This is a genomic window from Seonamhaeicola sp. ABD4_340, assembly GCF_056312135.1.
Genome location: NZ_CM149981.1, coordinates 1189237 through 1209757 on the forward strand (window position 1 = coordinate 1189237; position 20521 = coordinate 1209757).

The 20521-nt window shown below is 32.6% G+C and carries 22 protein-coding genes; 8 read left to right on the plus strand and 14 right to left on the minus strand.

Features of this window, described 5'->3' with window-relative positions; genetic code table 11:
• Positions 1 to 1074 (minus strand): oxygen-dependent tRNA uridine(34) hydroxylase TrhO, encoded by a 1074-nt coding sequence (gene trhO, locus ACYX4H_RS05195; RefSeq protein ID WP_476238170.1) that lies wholly within the window; start codon positions 1072 to 1074, stop codon positions 1 to 3.
• 303 nt (positions 1075 to 1377) lie between these two features.
• Between trhO and recA the strand changes: the two genes are divergently transcribed.
• The 4 genes from recA to ACYX4H_RS05215 all read left to right on the plus strand — a co-directional run bounded on the left by recA (position 1378) and on the right by ACYX4H_RS05215 (position 4954).
• Entirely contained in the window at positions 1378 to 2376 is a 999-nt protein-coding gene (recA, locus tag ACYX4H_RS05200; RefSeq protein ID WP_475295106.1) for a recombinase RecA, read from the plus strand.
• Positions 2377 to 2491: 115 nt separating this feature from the next.
• Positions 2492 to 2905 (plus strand): hypothetical protein, encoded by a 414-nt coding sequence (locus ACYX4H_RS05205; protein ID WP_475295105.1) that lies wholly within the window; start codon positions 2492 to 2494, stop codon positions 2903 to 2905.
• A gap of 30 nt (positions 2906 to 2935) precedes the next feature.
• Positions 2936 to 3478: an RNA polymerase sigma factor gene (locus tag ACYX4H_RS05210; protein WP_475295104.1), complete on the plus strand. Its 543-nt coding sequence runs from the start codon at positions 2936 to 2938 to the stop codon at positions 3476 to 3478.
• Between the two features lie 3 nt (positions 3479 to 3481).
• Entirely contained in the window at positions 3482 to 4954 is a 1473-nt protein-coding gene (locus ACYX4H_RS05215; protein WP_476238171.1) for a hypothetical protein, read from the plus strand.
• 96 nt (positions 4955 to 5050) lie between these two features.
• Here ACYX4H_RS05215 and ACYX4H_RS05220 read toward each other — a convergent pair whose 3' ends face one another.
• Complete coding sequence (locus ACYX4H_RS05220) at positions 5051 to 5794, minus strand: lysophospholipid acyltransferase family protein (protein ID WP_476238172.1); 744 nt, start codon at positions 5792 to 5794, stop codon at positions 5051 to 5053.
• A gap of 76 nt (positions 5795 to 5870) precedes the next feature.
• On the opposite strand from ACYX4H_RS05220, the gene trpS reads away from it, so the two are divergent.
• Positions 5871 to 6839, plus strand: a complete 969-nt coding sequence (gene trpS / locus ACYX4H_RS05225) for a tryptophan--tRNA ligase (protein ID WP_475295101.1) — start codon at positions 5871 to 5873, stop codon at positions 6837 to 6839.
• On the opposite strand, the gene dprA is transcribed toward trpS, so the two are convergent.
• Complete coding sequence (gene dprA, locus ACYX4H_RS05230; protein WP_476238173.1) at positions 6836 to 7942, minus strand: DNA-processing protein DprA; 1107 nt, start codon at positions 7940 to 7942, stop codon at positions 6836 to 6838. The two genes, trpS and dprA, sit on opposite strands and share 4 nt — an antisense overlap.
• A gap of 104 nt (positions 7943 to 8046) precedes the next feature.
• Between dprA and ACYX4H_RS05235 the strand changes: the two genes are divergently transcribed.
• The 3 genes from ACYX4H_RS05235 to ACYX4H_RS05245 all read left to right on the plus strand — a co-directional run bounded on the left by ACYX4H_RS05235 (position 8047) and on the right by ACYX4H_RS05245 (position 10147).
• Entirely contained in the window at positions 8047 to 8991 is a 945-nt protein-coding gene (locus ACYX4H_RS05235; protein WP_476238174.1) for an HU domain-containing protein, read from the plus strand.
• Between the two features lie 103 nt (positions 8992 to 9094).
• On the plus strand, positions 9095 to 9604 hold the full coding sequence (locus ACYX4H_RS05240) for an acyl-CoA thioesterase (protein WP_475295098.1): 510 nt from the start codon (positions 9095 to 9097) through the stop codon (positions 9602 to 9604).
• A gap of 324 nt (positions 9605 to 9928) precedes the next feature.
• A complete protein-coding gene (locus ACYX4H_RS05245; RefSeq protein ID WP_476238175.1) occupies positions 9929 to 10147 on the plus strand; it encodes a DUF6515 family protein in 219 nt (72 codons plus the stop codon).
• A 2-nt stretch (positions 10148 to 10149) separates the two neighbouring features.
• On the opposite strand, the gene ACYX4H_RS05250 is transcribed toward ACYX4H_RS05245, so the two are convergent.
• The 11 genes from ACYX4H_RS05250 to atpA form a co-directional block, all read right to left on the minus strand.
• Positions 10150 to 11379 carry a murein hydrolase activator EnvC family protein gene (locus ACYX4H_RS05250; RefSeq protein WP_476238177.1) on the minus strand — a complete coding sequence of 410 codons (1230 nt, stop codon included), beginning with the start codon at positions 11377 to 11379 and terminating at the stop codon, positions 10150 to 10152.
• Entirely contained in the window at positions 11379 to 12146 is a 768-nt protein-coding gene (gene lolB1 / locus ACYX4H_RS05255; protein ID WP_476238178.1) for a lipoprotein insertase outer membrane protein LolB1, read from the minus strand. Before lolB1 ends, ACYX4H_RS05250 begins: the two co-directional genes overlap by 1 nt.
• A complete protein-coding gene (locus ACYX4H_RS05260) occupies positions 12146 to 13444 on the minus strand; it encodes a tetratricopeptide repeat protein (protein ID WP_476238179.1) in 1299 nt (432 codons plus the stop codon). Before ACYX4H_RS05260 ends, lolB1 begins: the two co-directional genes overlap by 1 nt.
• A gap of 58 nt (positions 13445 to 13502) precedes the next feature.
• Entirely contained in the window at positions 13503 to 13817 is a 315-nt protein-coding gene (locus ACYX4H_RS05265) for an antibiotic biosynthesis monooxygenase family protein (RefSeq protein WP_476238180.1), read from the minus strand.
• A gap of 9 nt (positions 13818 to 13826) precedes the next feature.
• Positions 13827 to 14846, minus strand: a complete 1020-nt coding sequence (locus tag ACYX4H_RS05270) for a sugar nucleotidyltransferase (RefSeq protein ID WP_476238181.1) — start codon at positions 14844 to 14846, stop codon at positions 13827 to 13829.
• 39 nt (positions 14847 to 14885) lie between these two features.
• Positions 14886 to 15200 (minus strand): GIY-YIG nuclease family protein, encoded by a 315-nt coding sequence (locus ACYX4H_RS05275; RefSeq protein ID WP_476238182.1) that lies wholly within the window; start codon positions 15198 to 15200, stop codon positions 14886 to 14888.
• A gap of 152 nt (positions 15201 to 15352) precedes the next feature.
• Positions 15353 to 15787 (minus strand): dUTP diphosphatase, encoded by a 435-nt coding sequence (gene dut / locus ACYX4H_RS05280; RefSeq protein ID WP_476238183.1) that lies wholly within the window; start codon positions 15785 to 15787, stop codon positions 15353 to 15355.
• A 1-nt stretch (position 15788) separates the two neighbouring features.
• Positions 15789 to 17240, minus strand: coding sequence for a lipopolysaccharide biosynthesis protein (locus ACYX4H_RS05285; protein WP_476238185.1), 1452 nt, complete (start codon positions 17238 to 17240; stop codon positions 15789 to 15791).
• Between the two features lie 64 nt (positions 17241 to 17304).
• Positions 17305 to 17751: a hypothetical protein gene (locus ACYX4H_RS05290; protein WP_476238187.1), complete on the minus strand. Its 447-nt coding sequence runs from the start codon at positions 17749 to 17751 to the stop codon at positions 17305 to 17307.
• Between the two features lie 194 nt (positions 17752 to 17945).
• A complete protein-coding gene (gene atpG / locus ACYX4H_RS05295) occupies positions 17946 to 18812 on the minus strand; it encodes an ATP synthase F1 subunit gamma (RefSeq protein ID WP_475295087.1) in 867 nt (288 codons plus the stop codon).
• Between the two features lie 96 nt (positions 18813 to 18908).
• Positions 18909 to 20489 (minus strand): F0F1 ATP synthase subunit alpha, encoded by a 1581-nt coding sequence (atpA, locus tag ACYX4H_RS05300; RefSeq protein ID WP_475295086.1) that lies wholly within the window; start codon positions 20487 to 20489, stop codon positions 18909 to 18911.
• Positions 20490 to 20521: the final 32 nt, after the last annotated feature.

The window sequence follows — 20521 nt, forward strand, 5'->3', positions numbered from 1 at the left end:
CTAGGCTTTGTTAGATTTAAAATTATCGCTAATGTTTCTTAAATCTTTTTTAAAGGGTAAATTTTCTGAACGTCCCTTTTTAAATATATCGTTACTATTACCTTGGCCTTTGCGTAGTGCTTTTTGCTCTTCATAAGGTAATGCGTGTATTTCTTTACATGTAGTAGAGCAACAATTGTTCATTTCGGCTTTACAATCGTCACATTGAATAAATAGTAAGTGGCAAGCATCATTTGCGCAATTGGTATGCACATCGGCAGGTTTACCACATTGGTGGCATTGTGCAATTACATCATCACTTATCTTTTCTGCTCTACGCTCATCAAACACAAAATTTTTACCAATAAATTTATTTTCTAATTCGTGCTCTTTTACTTGTCTGGTATATTCAATAATGCCGCCTTCTAACTGAAACACGTTTTTAAATCCTTTGTGTTTAAAATAGGCACTGGCTTTTTCACAACGAATACCACCTGTACAATACATTACTAAATTTTTGTCTTCTTTGTGTGCTTTTAAATCGTCTTCAATGATATCTAAAGATTCTCTAAAGGTATCAACATCGGGTGTTACGGCATTTTTAAAGTGGCCAATTTCACTTTCGTAATGGTTACGCATATCAACCAAAACGGTGTTATCATCTTCAATAAGTTCATTAAATTTTTCGGCACCAACGTGTACACCTTTGTTGGTTACATCAAAAGTATCATCATTTAAACCATCGGCAACAATTTTATTACGCACTTTTACTTTTAATTTTAAAAAAGACATGTTGTCTTGCTCAACAGCAATATTTAACCTAATATCTTTTAAAAAATCAATAGTGTCTAAATGTGCTTTAAATTCATTAAACCTATCTGCAGGTAATGATAATTGGCCGTTTATGCCTTCGGTTGCTACGTAAATTCTACCTAAAACATCAAGTTCATTCCAAGCTATAAAAAGCTGATCTCTAAATTCTTGTGGGTTTTCAATTTTGGCGTACTGATAGAAAGAAAGCGTTAAGCGGTCTTTACCGGCTTGTTCTATTAACGCTGCTCTTTCTTTAGCGCTTAATGTATTGTACAGTTGCATGCTATACTAATTTTAAGGTTAAAGTCGCAATATTGCGATATAAAGATTTTTTCTGAGCCGCAAAGGTACATTTTTTAGACAAAACTGTTTGTTTTCAGAAAAAAAAGCACCTTAGAAATGTACCAAAGTGCTTTTTCAAATTAAGAATAGCGTTAGTTTTGTTAGTAAAAAAACATGTTTTTCATAGCATTGTTTTTCCCGCTTTTAAAGTAGATGCAAATTGTGGAAAAAGGTTGCGTTATAAAATTGTATTGTGACAAAAGATGTAGTATTTTAGCATACAATTTTTTAGATTTAAAAGAAATGAGCAGCGAAAAAGAAGCAAAATTAAAAGCACTAAAACTTACACTAGATAAATTAGATAAAGCCTACGGAAAAGGAACCGTAATGAAAATGAGTGATTCTGCCATTGTTGATGTTGAAGCTATTCCCTCAGGTTCTTTAGGCTTAGATATTGCATTAGGTGTAGGCGGTTACCCGCGCGGGCGTGTTATAGAAATTTACGGGCCAGAATCATCTGGTAAAACCACATTAACCTTACACGCCATTGCCGAAGCACAAAAAGCTGGTGGCATTGCAGCATTTATTGATGCAGAACACGCTTTTGATAGGTTTTATGCTGAAAAACTAAACGTTGATATTGATAACCTAATTATATCGCAACCTGATAACGGTGAACAAGCTTTAGAAATTGCCGATAATTTAATTCGCTCTGGTGCAATTGATATTGTAGTGGTAGATTCTGTAGCAGCATTAACGCCAAAAAGCGAAATTGAAGGCGAAATGGGCGACTCAAAAATGGGTTTACATGCACGATTAATGTCTCAAGCATTAAGAAAACTAACAGCATCAATTAGTAAAACCAATTGTACTGTTATTTTTATTAACCAATTACGTGAAAAAATTGGTGTTATGTTTGGTAACCCAGAAACCACAACAGGTGGTAATGCATTAAAATTTTACGCATCGGTTAGGTTAGATATTCGTCGTTCAACACAAATAAAAGATAGTGCAGGCGAAGTTTCGGGTAACAAAACCCGCGTTAAGGTTGTTAAAAACAAAGTAGCACCACCATTTAAAATGGCCGAGTTTGATATTATGTATGGCGAAGGCGTAAGTAAAGTTGGCGAAATTTTAGATATTGCTGTTGATAATGAAGTTATAAAGAAAAGCGGTTCTTGGTTTAGCTACGGCGATACCAAATTAGGCCAAGGTAGAGATGCTGTAAAAGCCTTAATAAAAGATAATCCTGAACTTATGGATGAACTTGAAGCTAAAGTTAGAGAAATTGTAGCCTCGTAAAAAAATTTTTCTAAATCCCGATTAATTCGGGATTTTTTGTTTCTTACACGCAACCATTCAATATTACCAGCATCTAAAGGGTATAAACATGTATTTAACCCTAATATTATTTGCTATGAAAAGAGTTATTATGCTATGTTTAACACTCGTGCTTTTAGCATCGTGTAGTGTTAACGATGACGATAATTTAAACTTTAGTTTTGAAATTTTACCTGTTGAAAGTGTAGACATACCTGATGAGTTTGTTCTAGGTGAAACATACCCTATTACAATTTCATATTACAAACCCACTACATGCTATGCTTTTAACGATTTTTATTATTTAAAAGAACTTAATGAACGTACTGTTGCACCAATAAATTACGTGTTTGACCGCAATAACTGCGAACCATTAGAAAATGAACTTGTTGAAGCCACCTTTAACTTTATTGTAACAAGCAATGGCTCATACATTTTTAAGTTTTGGCAAGGTGAAGATGATAACGGCGAAAGCCAATACTTAACTATAGAAGTACCTGTTGCAGAGTAAAAATAAGTACTAACTAATACGTGTTTAAAGTTGAGTTTAAAACAACTCATAGAAAATTGTAAACGCAATGATACTAAAGCACAAGGAGAATTATACAAACTTTTTGCAAGTAAGTTATTCTCTTTGTGCTTAAAGTATTCACGTAATTATGCCGAAGCTGAAGATAATTTGCAAGATGCATTTCTAACAATTTTTAATAAAATAGAACAATATAAAGGTAAAGGATCTTTTGAAGGTTGGTTAAAAAGAATTACAGTAAACACCGCATTACAACGCTACAGAAACGAAAAAGTTTTTGATATTGTGAATGAAAATACCATTGAAGATGCTGAAGTTGATATTGAAGAAAGCAACTATTCAATAGATTATTTACTGCAAATAATACAAGAATTACCCGATAGATACAGGCTGGTTTTTAACCTTTACGTACTAGACGGCTATTCACACAAAGACATAGCTGAGATGCTTAAAATAAATGTAGGTACCTCAAAATCTAATTTAGCACGTGCTAGACAGATTTTAAAAAAGAATATTGAAGATTATAAAATATCTGAAAGTTTACAATCATTATAAAAAATGAGTGATAAAAAACATATAGACAGGTTGTTTCAAGAGCGCTTTAAAGATTTTGAAGTGGCACCAAGTGATGCCGTTTGGAAAAATATTGAAGCCAACTTAAACAAGAAAAAGAAAAAGCGTGTTATTCCTATTTGGTGGCGTTACGCCGGTGCTGCGGCCATTTTGCTACTGTTACTTACCGTTGGTTTTTTTATGAATACTAACAAAAAAGAAACGCCCATAAAAGTTGTAGACACTGAAAAAACCAACAACAACAGTAATACAATTAAAACCAAAACAGCAGTAACAAAAAACCCCAACACTAGTATAGCAAATACGAATACAAATGAGACAAATGAGGTTTATAACACACCAAAAAACGCTGTAAAAACTAATTTTAATAAAAACAATGGCACAAAAAATAGTATTGCCATAAACAAAAGCAGTGTTAATAAAACAAGTAATTCAAATAAAAACAAGCAAGAAATTGTAAATAACGCTACTTCAAAAAGCGCTCAAAACAAAACACTTGTTGCTCATAATAATTCTAAAGAAAACAACACTAAAACACTTCAAAATAATACTTCAGAAAAACAAAAAACAAGTAACAAAAACATCGCCAAAGCTGAAAAAATTTCCGAAGAAAATAACACAAAAACTATTGCTAAAAATACTTCAGAAAACAAAAATGAAGCATTAACTATTGAAGACGCTTTAGAAAAAAATAAAGACCTTATAACCGAAGAAAACAACAAAAAAAGATGGCAAGTAGCCGCCAATGCAGCACCTGTGTATTTTAATACTTTAGGCGAAGGCTCATCAATAGACCCACAATTTACCAACAACGCAAAAAGTGGCGAAATTAATATGAGTTACGGTGTTACAGCTAGTTATGCCCTTAATGATAAAATAAAAATTCGTTCAGGTATTAATAAAGTAAATTTAGGTTATAATACTAATGATGTTGTGTTGTTTCAAACCGCCGGTATTAGCGCCCAACGTTCGTTTGCAAATATTAGCTCAAACAATACTAACACCAGTTCAGATGTTGCTAATGCAGCCTCAAGTAGTGTGTCTGTAATTAGCGAAACTACTTTAAAAAGTGTGCCAGAATCTTTTATAGCTTCTGAAACAACACTAAACCAATCATTGGGTTACATTGAAGTGCCTTTAGAAATTCAATATGCCTTACTAAATAAAAAATTTGGTGTTAATGTTATTGGCGGATTTAGTTCGTTTTTTTTAAATGATAACAGCATGTATTCTGAGTCTAATACCGGGCAACGTGTACTTTTAGGCGAGGCTACCAACCTTAATAAAATAAGCTACAGTGCCAATTTTGGTTTGGGTTTAAATTATAAATTTTCAGAAACTTTTGATTTGAATTTAGAACCTATGTTTAAATATCAAATAAACACGTTTAACAATACTTCTGGTAACTTTACACCATTTATAATTGGTGTTTATACTGGATTCGCCATTAAATTCTAGGTTTTTGGTTAGATCTAGGTAATGGTTTATTAAGCTCAAACTATTACCTAAAAAGCTGCTTCATTTTTGTGATGCAGCTTTTTTTATTAAGTAATGTTAATGTTTTTCATTAAACACTTCTAACTGTTTTAAAATAACATTTCTGGCCTTGGCGTTAAGCGCTTTAGTATTTTCAATTGTTAAGCCTTTTGTATTTATAAACTTATGAATTTTTACGCGCATTCTGCCAGGGCTTCCGCTAAAAAAAGTATATGAAAATCGTTTTTTGTTATCGGCAAACGTTAGTGGCACAATAGGTATTTGGTGGTTAATGGCTAGCCTAAAAGCACCGTCTTTAAAATCATCTAAAACAATATGCTCTTCGGGCACGCCACCTTCAGGAAAAATACAAATACTTAAACCTTGTTTTAGCCTGCGTTGTGCTCTTAAAAACACAGCTTTTCTGCTCTCAGGAGAGCTTCTATCTACTAAAATACAGGTGCGTTTATAAAAGAAACCAAACAACGGAATTTTAGCCAATTCTTTTTTACCTACAAACACAAACGGGTTTTTAACCGAAACTAACATTAACATGATATCGGCCATAGATGTATGGTTAGCAATAAACATATAACTTTTGCCCTTTTCTGGAATTTGTTCTTTTTGAAAAGATGTTTTGAAACCCATACCTATTAAAATAAACTTTGCCCAAAACCTAGCAAGTTTAAAAAAATATGGATACCACGATTCTTTACTGATAGATAATAATAAAAAAGGGAACAATACCACTATGGGTAAAGCCACCAAAATGTAAAACCAAATACGGTAAAATGTCCAAAAAATGTATTTAAATAACTTCATAAGTTTCAAAAGTACATAATTGTATTGAGCAATTCTATTAAAAAATTTACCTTTGCAGCTTCATAAAAAGTAAACCATGGCAAGAATACTAACTGGCATACAAAGTACAGGAACACCACATTTAGGTAATATTTTAGGCGCTATACTACCCGCAATTGAAATGGCACAAAAGCCCGAAAACGATTCGTTTTTATTTATTGCAAACTTGCATACTTTAACGCAAATTAAAGATGCTGAAACGTTACGCACCAACACCTACTCTGTTGCCGCTACTTGGTTAGCTTTTGGTTTAGATATTGAAAAAACGGTATTTTACAGACAAAGTGATATACCACAAGTAACAGAATTATCATGGTATTTAAGCTGCTTTTTCCCTTACCAACGCTTAACATTGGCTCATAGTTTTAAAGATAAAGCCGATAGATTAGAAGATGTAAACTCTGGGTTATTTACTTATCCAATGCTTATGGCTGCCGATATATTATTATACGATGCCGAAATTATTCCAGTTGGTAAAGACCAATTACAACATATTGAAATGACCAGAGACGTTGCCTCTAGGTTTCATAGTAAAGTAGGTGATGTTTTTGTTTTACCCGAAGGAAAAATACAGGAACAAACCAAACTTATTCCTGGTACCGATGGTGAAAAAATGAGCAAAAGTAGAAACAACACCATCAATATATTTTTAAATGATAAAAAGCTACGCAAGCAAATAATGAGTATTCAAACAGATAGTACGCCTTTAGAAGAACCTAAAGATTGGAGTACTTGTAATTGTTTTGCTATTTACAGTTTACTTGCTAATGAAGACCAAATAAATACCATGAAGGCCAATTACGAGAATGGTAATTATGGTTACGGACATGCAAAACAGGCTTTATTTGAGCTTATTGTTGAGAAATTTGCCACCCAACGCGAAACATACCATTACTACATGGAAAATATTGATGAATTAGAAAAAGCACTAAACGTTGGTGCCGAAAAAGCAAAAGTTGTAGCTAATGCCGTTTTAAGTAAAGTTAGAAAAAAAGTAGGGTATTAAATAACCTCAAATAGTTTTCCTGGTAGCGGCCTAATAACCCCTTTTAATTCCATATTTAAAAGTGTACTTGATACTTTAAAAATAGGTAAATTACAGTTAAGCGCAATAATATCTAACTGCTCTTTATTGTTGGTTTTTAGGTAATTATATATTATTTTTTCGGTAGCATCAAGCTCCACAAAAAGCTGTTTTTGTATAGGTGCTGGTTTTTGCTCATTTTCAAGTTGCCAGTTTAATAAATACGGCACATCTAAAGGGCTGGTAAGCATGTGTGCTTTTTGGTATTTTATTAGGTTGTTGCAACCTATACTTTGGGCATCGGTAACTCTGCCTGGTACTGCAAAAACATCGCGGTTGTATGAGTTTGCAATATCGGCAGTTACAAGGCTTCCACCTTTTTCGGCAGATTCTATAACTATAGTAGCCTCACTTAAGCCTGCAATAACTCTGTTACGTTTTAAAAAATTATTTCTATCAAAAGTATCGGTGCTCCAAAAATCTGAAAAAAAGCCACCGTTTTTTTCAACTTCAGCCATATATTTTTTGTGTACTTTGGGGTAAATTTGATTAAAACCATGTGCTAAACACGCCACTGTTTGTAAATTGTTTTTAATTGCTGCTTTATGTGCTGTAATATCGGTTCCGTAAGCAAAACCAGAAACAATTATTGGGTTGTACGGTTGGAGAGTTTCAACTAAGCGCTCACAAAAATCAATACCTTTTGTGGTTATTTTTCGGGTACCAACAATACTAATTAACCGTTGGTTTTTTAGGTTTACATTGCCCGCTTGAAATAGTATAATTGGGCCATCAATACAATGCTTTAATTTTTCAGGATAATCATCATCTTCAAAATAAAGCACACGTACATTATTGTTTTTTATAAAGTGTATTTCCTTTTCTGCTTCTATTAAGTGTTTAGAGTCATGAATACTTGCAATTGTAACGCTTCCTACACCATCAATTTTAAGTAAATTTTGCTTTTTTTCTTTTAAAACCGCCTCTGCAGAACCACAAATTGAAATGAGTTTTTTGGCTGTTACATCGCCTATATTAGGCACATGTTGTAAGGCTAACGTGTAAAGCAAATTATTTTGAGTCATTGTATGTATTTGATTATGAATTCAAAATAAAATAATTTTTTTAATGTTAATAAATAGTTAACCCTAAATTTTAAATAGCGGCATATTTTTTTAATTTTGTTACCATGCAACTTGAAACCTACATAAGCGATTTACTTTACAGATATGAGTGTGTTACAGTACCAAATTTTGGAGCATTTTTAACACAACGCGTATCTGCACAAATAGATGACACTACTCACACGTTTATTGCACCAAGTAAACGTATTTCATTTAATGAGCAAATTCAAAATAATGATGGGCTACTAGCCCATTACATTGCCGATGTAGAAAAAATACCGTTTGAAGAAGCGAATAAAAAGGTTGAAAAACGTGTTAAATTTTTAAAATCGAATTTAACACAAGGTCAAACACTTACTTTTAAAAATATTGGTGATATTGTTTTAAACAACGAAGGTAAATTAATGTTTGAGCCAACTTATAAGCTTAACTATTTAACTGATGCCTTTGGTTTATCTGAATTTGAATCAGGTGAAATAAGCAGAGAAGTTTATAAAAAAGAAGCTGAAGCTATTGAAAACGTAGTGCCAATTACAGTAACTACTGAAAAACGTAAATCTAGGCCATATTTAAAATATGCTGCGGTTGCTTTAATAGCGCTAACATTAGGTGGTTTTGGTGTTTATAATAACTACAACCAAATTAATAACCACAATAAAATAGCCCAAGAAGACGCTATTGATAAGCTTGAAAACAAAATACAAAAAGCCACTTTTAACCTAAACACCTTACCCGCTATAAACTTAAATGTAAGCAAACAAACTGGTGGCTACCACATTATTGCTGGTGCGTTTAGAGTTGAAGAAAACTGCAATAAAAAAATAAAACAACTTAAAGCTGCTGGCTTTAAAGCCCGTAAAATTGGTGTAAACAAATATGGTTTACATGAAGTTGTTTATGGTAGCTATGAAGACAGGTTAGAAGCTTTAAAAGCTTTAAGAAACATTAAAGCTAACCACAACAAAGACGCTTGGTTAAAAGTAGACCCAAGTGTTAGCACCTTAAAATAACCACAAATTTTTGAGGCTTACAGCCAATACGTTTTAGTTTCGTTTTAATTGTTTTATAAATTATTAAAATGATAGTACCTTTGCAGGCATTAAAATGATAATAATGAACGCAAAAACGCCTGAACAATCTAAAACCATACTTACAGATTTAGTTTTACCAAGTGAAACAAACCCTTTAAACAACTTGTTTGGTGGCGAACTTTTAGCTAGAATGGATAGAGCCGCTAGTATTGCTGCAAGACGCCACAGTAGACGTATTGTAGTAACAGCATCGGTTAACCATGTAGCGTTTAATAGAGCGGTTCCGGTGGGTAGTGTTGTTACGGTTGAAGCTAAGGTATCTAGAGCCTTTACATCATCAATGGAAATTTATATTGATGTTTGGACTGAAGACCGCGAATCTGGCGAGAAAACAAAAGCCAATGAAGCTATTTATACTTTTGTAGCAGTTGATGAAACGGGACGCCCTGTGAAAATTCCTGAAATTAATCCTGAAACTAAGCTTGAAAAACAACGTTTTGATGCTGCTTTACGCCGTAAACAGCTAAGTTTATTATTGGCAGGCAAAATGAAACCTAATGATGCTACCGAGCTAAAAGCATTATTTGTTTAGTTTGAAGTTTGAAATAAGCTTTTAATTATTCTTTAAACTGTTTTTTTGTGTTTAAAGAAATTTCTTTTTACTTCAATTTTTAAAATGTTGTTGCCTTAACTGCGTTAGGGATTGCAGTGGTATCCTTTTTAAAACCTTGGCTATTTGCCTTTACTTTTATTATTTAAATACAATTTTAATGTAATAAAGTAAAATTTTAAAATGTATTTTAAAAAGATTTAACGTAAAGCCCGACCCCTTGAGGGTAACGCCCAAATACTTATATTTTAAACTTTTTTGTATAACTATAGTCTTATTAGCAGTATAACCAAAATACTTTTTGCTATGAGATTTTTTGTTATTTTAATTACTACTGTTTTAACATTTGGTGCTACATCTTGCGCTACGCATGTACAAACACGCCGACCAATTACTAAGGTTACGGTTGTTAAAACACCGCCTAAGCATTATAAAATTGTAACGGTTAGAGGTAAACGTTATTATTTTTGGAACGGAAATCATTATGTAAAAACGAGAAGGGGCTACGTTATTACAAGGGTGTAATGTTACATGGCGTTAATCCAGTGTGCGGGGTTTTCTTTGGTTAAACCTTTTGAAATGATGAAACCTAAAATGGTTTCGCCGTTACTTGGGTTTGTAAACACCTCGCCTATAGCTTGTTTTGTGGTTACCTTGTCGCCTTTTTTAACGTATATTTTAGAGAGGTTTTTATAGTAAGTCCAATAGTTACCATGACGTATTATTAAAATGGGGTTTACGTTACGCATTTTAAGTATTTCATAAACCTCGCCGTTAAAAACGGCACGTGCCGTGGCACCTTTTTGGGTTGAAATACGCACACCGTTACTGTTTATTGTTAATGACCTATCTATTGGTGATGGTTGGCTACCGTAACGCAGGCTAACTACACCACGCTCTACAGGCCATGGTAGTTTGCCTTTATTGGCTACAAAATTTGATGCTAGTACTTTTTCATCGGGTGTGAGTGCAAAACTTTTTGAACTGGCTGCTTTACCAGCTGCTTTATTAGATTTTGCTATGGCGGCTTTAATAATTTTGTCTATTTCGGCATCAATGCGTGCTGCTTCGCGTTGTTTTTGGCGTATTTGTGCGGTGTATTTTGATAGGTTTTTTCTAATAGATTGCATTAAATTTTCATGCAATTTACGCTCTGCTTCTAATGTTTTTTGAGTAACTCTATTTTCGGCAATTAGTTTATTTTTTTCTTCTTTTTGCTTTATTAGGTTGTTGTTTAAGCTTTGTAACTCTTCTGTTTTAGCTTTTATTTCTTCGCCTTGTTGTTTTTGGTGATTGGTGTACTGCTTTAAGTATTGTAACCTTTTATAAGCTTGTTTAAAGTTTGTTGAAGACAGTAAAAACATAATACGGCTGTGTTGGTTTTTACTTTTGTATGACTTAACAATCATGGCTGCATAGTCTTCTTTTAATTGTTTTAGCTCATTTCTTAAATTGGTTATTTTTTTTTGGTTTGTATTTATTTCACGTGTTATATAATTTGCTTGTTGGTTGGTTACTTTTATTAAATTATCTAACACGCTAATTTTATAACTGAAAGCTTCAATTTGCGACAGTTCGGATTTTTCTTTTGATTTGTTTTGGGCTCTTAATTGGGTTATTTTTTGAATTTCGCGACGCAGTTCTTGGCGTCTACTTTCAAGTTCTTTGCGTTTGTTATTTTGTGAAAACGCTCCTATACCGCACAACAAAATGCTTAGTAAAATAACTAATTTATAAAACGAAAGTTGGTTGCCCATTAAAACTCTATTTCTTTATATCCTGATGGTATTTTAAACGGAAAACGTAAATCTTCGTTTAAAGTTACATTTTTAAACTCCAAATTTACAATAAGTTCTTGGTCTTTTTCTAAAGCTATTACTTTTACTTTTTCTGGTAGAATTTGATTATTTACTTTTTGGTATGCTAAGTAATCTATTTGCAAATGCCTAAACTTTTCTGGTTGTGATATTTGTTGAGATTTTAATTTGAATAAGGCCGGATCTAACAAATAAAAAATTTCAAATAAACTACGTTGGTTTTTAGGCTGTAAAACATAGGCACTATCTTGCACCGATACTTTGTAATTAGTTTCTTTTAAATTATAAATAGCATTGCCCAAAAGTAGGTTTTGTACTTTTTCAAAGTTTAATTCTGTGCCTAACAATTTGCTTAAATAGGCATAATCTCCTTCAAAATACGTTTTATCTAACTTATTATAAAAGCTAACTTTTTGCGGTGTTACCATAGCTTTTACTACAGAAAAGGTAGCGCTTAACCATAACACTTCATCTTTTTTACTTCTAAAACTAACCGTATGTGTTTGCGATTTTGAACCTTCAATATATGTTATTTTTAAATTAGATTTTAATGTTTTATAAGTAGCATGTTGCTTGTAATGAGCTTTAATTAGTTGTTTTGCTGATAAATTATAATTAGCCTCACCACCACTTACTGTTCGGGCAGATTTACAACTAAATAACATTACCATAACTATGGCAACAACTATTGGGGTACGTAATTGCATTAATTTGTGTTTTGTAATTGTTTTGCTTTATCACTAAACGTTTTTGCTTTAGCTGTATTGTTTAAAAGTGTGTAGGCTTTACTTATCTGGGTATAAAAATCGGCTTCCATTTTAGCATCATCAATAATATAATCTAAACCAATTTCTAAAGTATCAATAGCATTTTGCGGTTTGTTAAGCGCATTAAATGACACCCCATTAATGAGGTATAATATAGGCTGCGATGGATAATTATTTAACGCCTGCGTGCTTTTGATATTTGCTGCATCAAATTTATTTTCATCTAAATACAAAAGCAATACGCTTTTTAAAACAGTAAAATTATTAGGTTGAAGTTTTAAAGCACTTTCAAAGTTTTGTAAAGCAGCAGCTTTATTGTTATTAGCCAAATAATATTGTCCTAACTCAATTAAAGTTTTGCTATTATTTACACTTTCAACTAAGGCAGTAGCTTCAACTAAATCAGATTCATATTCCGGATTTTTGCTTACAAAGTTTATAAAATCTGTAAGCACTTTTAATTTAGCATCGGGCTTTATTAGTGTGCTTTTAACCACTGTTTTCATGGATGCTATGGCTTTTTCAGCATTGTTTTCATCTAAATAAAACTTGTATAAAGCCAAATGTACTAACTGAGATTCTGGTTTTATTTTTAATAGCTCTTTAGCAGTTTCAAAAGCCTTTTCTTTTTGGTTGTTTTCACTATACCTGTAAATGAGTGCTAGGTAATTAGCTTCTTTATTAGGGTTGCTATCAACACGTTGCTGAAGATTTTGAATTTGATCTTGTTTGCGGCCTGTAAGCTGATAAATTTTATTACGCATAACATCTCTAGACATGGCTATACCATGTTTAGCATCAAGTTCATCAAGAATTTTTAAAGCATCGTCATATTTTTTCATTCTTAGGTAAAGTGATGCTAAATCTTCTTTATAATCTGGGTGATATTCTACTAATTGCTTTACCGTTTTAATTGCACTATCGTATTCATTTTGACTTATGTAAAACCCATACAACTCATCTAAAAACCACTCGTTGTCAGGGTCTTTATCTACAGCCTTTTTAAGTGCTTCTTCAGCACTACCAAAATTTTTAACTTTGTTGTAGCTTTTACCAAGTTCAAAATACAAAACTGGCACAGAGGCATCTAAATCTATACATTTTAAAAGTGCTTGTACGGCTCTGTCATAGTTTTCAATGCCTTTTTGTTTCATAGCCTCATAAAACTGCTCCTGAAATGCATCTTCAACATTACCCAAATCATCATCAGGTGTTTTGTTGAAATCTACTTGTGCCATTGAAAAATTTGGTACAGTAAAGACTACAAAAAGAATAATGACAATATGTATAAATCTATTAACCATAAACGTTTTTCATTAACAAGTCATCAGTTACTTCTAATTTCTCAAGTACTTCAATACTTTCGCACGCATTTCTCATAGCGTCCCTATAGGTATTAGCTTCTACGGGAAGGTTTTTTCCTGCGCTTTCAAAGGTGTTTTTACTAGGCCATTGTGCATAAGCAATATAAAGTAAAGGCTCTTTTTTATGCAATCTAGAGCCTAAACTTCCTTCATACTGATATATTAATTTAGTTAATGCACGCCAAGATTCTAAAAAAGATGATTCTTTATTAGACTTTACTTTAAAAGCGTACATAACTATATGCATATAAAAAATTTATTCTAAAACGGAATAATCTCCAATACTAATATTAGTAAAGTTTCCGTTGTACTTTACGTTATTACCAATCATGGCATTGTCTAAATTAGCATTTTTTATTGATGTATTGGTTTGAATTAAGCTGTTTTTAACAGTTGAATCTTCAATAACAGTACCATTTCCAATTGATACGTGTGGGCCAACTGTGGTATTTTTTAACACCACGTTTTCACCAATAAAACAAGGTTCTATTATGTTAGAGTTTTCTAGAGTTACTGATGAGGCTACTAGTTGCTCTTCGCCATCGGCCTTTAAAAAATTAAGCATTTTACCATTAGTGTCAACAGTAATAGCTTTATTTCCGCAGTCCATCCACTCATCAACCGTACCTGTTTTAAATACTTTACCATCGGCCATCATGCGTTTAATACCATCGTTAATTTGGTATTCGCCACCATTCATAACATTTTCATCTAAAACTTCTTGTAGTTTATTTTTTAAAACTTCAACATCTTTAAAGTAATAAATACCAATAACAGCTTGGTCACTTACAAAGGTTTCAGGTTTTTCAACAAGCTCAACAATTTCGTTGTTATCATTAAGTTTTACTACACCATAAGCTTCAGGATTTTCAACTTGTTTTGTCCAGATAACACTATCTGCTTCAGCATCTAAATCAAATTCAGCTCTAATTAAAGTATCTGCATAAGCAATTACTGCTGGCCCTGATAATGATGGTTTTGCACACATAATGGCATGCCCTGTACCAAGTGGTTTATCTTGACGGTAAATAGAGGCTTTGGCGCCTAAACCTTGGGCTAAAGCTTCTAAACTTTTTACAACATCATCACCAAACCAAGCCGGATCACCTAATACAAAAGCCACTTCCTCAATGGGTTGTTTTAAAACTTTAGCAATGTCTTTTACCAAACGGTGTACAATTGGTTGACCTGCAACCGGAATTAAAGGTTTTGGTACTGTTAAACTATGTGGTCTTAAACGCGAGCCACGACCCGCCATTGGAACTATAATTTTCATGATGCATGCCTGCGTAAGCAGGTATCTTTTAGGTTAATATTATTTTCTTAATTTATTAAAATTCAGATTCCAATTTTCAGTTAAGTCTATCCAATTGGGGTTCATGTTTTCTATTAGATCAATTTTCCAATCTCTTTTCCATTTTTTAAACTGTCTTTCTCTAATTTCAGCTTCACTTCCATTTTCAAATTCTTCAAAATAAACAAGTTTATCACAATTATATCTTGCTGTAAAAGCTTTAGGGTAAAATTTTAACTTATGTTCTTTAACTCTTTCATCTATATTATTGGTAACACCTATGTATAAAACACCATTAGGTTTATTTGTCATGATATAGATATACCAATATTTCATGCTTGAATACCTGCAAAAGCTAGTATCTCTTTTTTAAGTTCTACTTCTTTTATAGATTTGATAAAATCCATCTAAGCCTATTTGCTTGGGTACAGCCACCCCATTGTCTAACGTTTATTTATTATAAGATTCCTGCTTTCGCAGGAATTGATTTACTTTGTTCCGGTACTTCCAAAACCACCAGCACCTCTTGAGGTTTCAGATAGCGCCTCTACTTCTTCCCATTCAGAACGCTCATGTTTGGCTATTACCAATTGTGCAATACGTTCGCCGTTTTCAATGATAAAATCTTCATTTGAAAGATTAACCAAAATAACACCTATTTCGCCTCTATAATCTGCATCTACAGTTCCTGGTGCATTTAATACTGTAATACCCTTTTTTGCTGCTAAGCCGCTTCTTGGGCGCACTTGTGCTTCAAAACCAATAGGTAACTCAATAAACAATCCTGTTTTTACAATGGTTCTTTCTAAAGGTTTTAACGTTATGGCTTCATTTATATTTGCTCTTAAATCCATGCCTGCTGAAGCAATGGTTTCATAGTGTGGCAAATTATGACTTGATTTATTAATAATTTTTATTTGCATGTTATCTTTTTAATAATTGTTGGATTTGATTTTTTTCTGAAAACCAAATAACACCCAAAAATACAATTAACAGCGAAACTCCCACAATATAATTGCTGCGAAATTGATAGAATGACAATACTGAAAACACTATTGAAAGTGATAAATACAGACTAATTTTTTTGAGGTTATATGGTATTGGGTAATATTTTCTTCCGAAGTAAAAAGATAATAACATCATTATTGCATAAGCTGCCAAGGTAGCTACTGCCGATGCTTTGTAACCGTAACTTGGAATAAAAACAACGTTAATTATTAATGTTACCAAAGCTCCTACTATAGAAATATAGGCTCCAAATTTAGTTCTATCAGTTATTTTGTACCATACAGATAGGTTATGGTAAATACCTAGGCAAAAGCTAGCTAAAAGAATAATTGGAACAATACTCATGGCCTCCCAAAAATCTTGATCTCTTATAATGAAAACTTTTAAAACATCAGCAAAAACAACAACAGTTAACAAAATACCTGAACCAAATATTACAAAGTATTCTAAAATTTTAGCATAATTTTTTTGAGGATTTTCTGCCTTTGAATGACTAAAAAAATAAGGTTCTATCCCTAAACGAAAGGCTGTAGCAAACAATGTCATAAATAATGCTAATTTATAGCATGCAGAGTACATGCCTATTTTAGTTTCAGCAATTGTTTCTGGCAATAAATTATTTAATAAAATACGATCATAAGTTTCGTTAATTGTAAATGCTAAACCAGATATTAAAACAGGAAAAGCATAACGTGTCATTTTCTTCCAAAGTTGAACATTGAAATTATACTTAATTTTAACGTAAAATGAAGCCATTAAAATAAGTGTTACGGTACTTGCAAACAAATTAGATATTAACACATAACTTATTTCAAAATTGGGTTGATAAATAGACGAAAATGCATTTACACTTTCAGCTAAACCTGGTAACAACAAAAAGAAAAATAAATTAAAGCCTATATTTATAGCTACGTTAACTATTTTAATAATAGCATATTTTATTGGCTTAGCATTGGCACGTAACCATGCAAAAGGAATTATAACTAAGGCGTCTAAAAATAAAATCCATATAACAAACTTTATATGATAAACCTCTATACCAGTAGCTAGAGCTATTGAGTTTTTAAATATAAATGCTAAAACAAATATGACAAATGAAGTAAAAATTATTGATAATGATGACGTACTTATAACTTTATCTTTACTTTCTTCTTTATTAAAAAATCGAAAAAAAGCGGTTTCCATCCCGTAAGCCAAAACAACATTGAATATAGCAAACCAAGAGAAGATAATTGACACCCTTCCATAAACACCAACAGCCATAACTTCTGTATATAATGGTGTTAGTAAAAAACTTAACATTCTAGGAAGCACAGTTGCTAAACCATAAATAAATGTTTGCTTGAATAATGTTTTTAATCCGCCCAAAAAATTGTTCTTTAATATGCCAAAATTACGTTTTTAACAACTGCTAAGCAAAGATAAACTATTGTTACATACGTTGGTTTAATGAACTTTTTGTTTCCCTTTTTTTAACCGTTATTTTAAAGTATTTAACTTTATTTGCTTGTTTATAGCTTACAACACATTCATTGGTTTTTAAATCAAAAGGAAATAATTTTTTTGTACTCGTTTTTGGTAATGTATTGCCGTATTCTGCCATAGGTTCTGCACTCATTACAATATCTAAAGGTTTATTATTACCTGTTTTAAAGGTTGCTTTGTATGTTTTATTTGTTTGTTTTAATGGTGCTACTTTATTTTGAAAATAAACACTATCTAATTGTATTGCGTTATTGCTTTTAGTGGTAATATATAAATGGATGCCAGAGCCCGTAAACCTTGCTGGGTTAGACCACGTTTTATAATAAGCTTCTTTAATTTCTATTGGTACTTTATTATCAATATGTTTTGTTGTTGAGCATTGAGAAAAACTCATTATTGTTATTGTAATTAAAAAAAAACTTAATATATATTTTAACGTTTTCATGATGTGGATTATATGTTTAAATATAATAATTACAAAATGGATGCCATAAAAAAAGCCCTACCAAATTTGGTAAGGCTCTTTATGTTGTTTATTCTTTTTTTTGCTTCGATTACTCAAATTAACCGCAGCAAAATGATATATTATTAATTATTCAAAGCTTCTGCACCACCAACAATTTCTAATATTTCATTAGTAATGGCTGCCTGACGCGCTTTGTTATACGTTAATTTAAGTTGATCTCTTAATTCTGTAGCATTATCTGTTGCTTTATGCATTGCAGTCATACGTGCACCATGCTCACTTGCAAAAGAATCTCTAATACCTTTGTAAAGTTGAGTTTTTAAAGACTTTGGTATTAACTCTTCAACTATTTCAACTTTTGAAGGTTCAAATACGTAATCTAAATTAGTATTAGCATCTGCTTCTGAAGCCATAGGAACTATTGGCAAAAACTGCTCTGTAGTTACTATTTGCGTAGCTGCATTTTTAAATCTGTTATAAACTATTTCAATTTTATCAAATTGTCCTGCAACAAATTTATCCATTAAAGTTTGTGCTATTTCAGCAACATTATCAAAGGTTAAATCGTCAAAAACTTCACTGTGGTTAGCTATTATTTTATCTGATCTTTTAAATGCATCATTAGCTTTTTTACCAACCACTACATATGAAACTTCTTGGTTTGCATAAGTATCGTTGGTTAATCTTGTAACTTCTTTTACAATATTTGAATTAAAAGCACCACATAAGCCTCTGTTAGATGTTATAGCTACAATAAGTACTTTTTTTACATCACGTTGTTCAGCAAATTTGCTTCCAGAATCTGCATCTAAAGTAGCACTTAGTCCTTGCAAAAGCTCGGTTAATTTATCAGCATATGGACGCATTGCTGTAATAGCATCTTGCGCTTTCTTTAACTTAGCAGCCGATACCATTTTCATGGCACTGGTAATCTGCATTGTTGAAGATACCGATGATATTCTGTTACGTATTTCTTTTAAGTTTGCCATATTTTCCTCTCCTAACCTCTCCAAGGGAGAGGGATTGATTAGTTAAAATAAACTTCCTTTCTTATTTCTCCCGTTAGGGAGATTAAGAGGGGATTATTAAGCTTTATATTTTGCTGATAAATCTTTACAAACGCTTGTTAAAGTATCTGTAACTTCATCAGTTAATTTACCTGCTTTTAAAGTATCTAACACATTTCTGTGTTTTGTGTTTAAGAATTCAATAAAATCTTTTTCAAATTCTTTTACTTTTTCAACAGGAACATCTTTTAATAAGTTTTTAGATCCAGCATAAATTATTGCTACCTGATCTTCAACAGTAAACGGATCGTTTTGTGCTTGCTTTAAGATTTCTACGTTACGCTTACCTTTTTCAATTACGTTAAGTGTAGCCGCATCTAAATCTGAACCAAATTTAGCAAATGCTTCTAACTCACGGAACTGAGCCTGGTCTAACTTTAACGTACCAGATACTTTCTTCATTGATTTAATCTGGGCCGAACCACCTACACGAGATACTGAAATACCTACGTTAATTGCAGGACGCACACCAGAGTTGAATAAATCTGACTCTAAGAAAATCTGCCCATCAGTAATAGAAATTACGTTTGTTGGAATATAAGCTGATACATCTCCCGCTTGTGTTTCAATAATTGGTAAAGCAGTTAAAGAACCGCCACCTTTTACTATTGGTTTTAACGACTCAGGAAGATCGTTCATTTCTTTAGCAATATTATCATCAGCAATTACTTTTGCAGCACGCTCTAATAATCTTGAGTGTAAGTAGAAAACGTCACCTGGGTAGGCCTCACGTCCTGGTGGGCGACGTAATAATAAAGATACCTCACGGTAGGCAACGGCTTGTTTAGATAAATCATCATAAACAATTAAAGCTGGTCTACCAGTATCTCTAAAATACTCACCAATTGCAGCACCTGCAAATGGAGCATATACTTGCATTGGAGCAGGATCTGATGCGTTTGCAGCAACAATTACTGTATAAGCTAAAGCTCCTTTTTCTTCTAAAGTTTTAGCTATACCAGCTACTGTAGATGCTTTTTGACCTACTGCAACATATACACAAAATACAGGCTCACCTGCATCATAAAATTCTTTTTGATTTAAAATGGTATCTATACAAACTGTAGTTTTACCAGTTTGTCTATCTCCAATTACTAGCTCACGTTGCCCTCTACCAACAGGAATCATAGCATCAATAGATTTGATACCGGTTTGCATTGGCTCATCAACTGGCTGACGGTAAATAACACCAGGTGCTTTACGCTCTAATGGCATTTCGTAAAGATCACCTCCAATAGGGCCTTTACCATCAATTGGGTTACCTAATGTATCAACAACACGACCTACCATTTCTTCTCCTACTTTAATAGAAGCAATTCTTTCAGTACGTTTTACTGTTGCACCTTCTTTAATTTCTTTTGAAGGACCTAATAATACTACACCAACGTTGTCTTCTTCAAGGTTTAATACAATACCTTCAAGACCGTTTTCAAACTCTACTAACTCGCCATACTGCGCATTAGATAATCCGTAAACACGTGCAATACCATCACCAACAGTTAACACAGTTCCTACTTCTTCTAATGAAGCAGATGCTTCAAATCCTGCTAGTTGTTGCTTTAAGATTGCTGATACTTCAGCTGGTTTTACTTCTGCCATCTTTTTATTTGTTTTGACCCTTTGACGTTGCT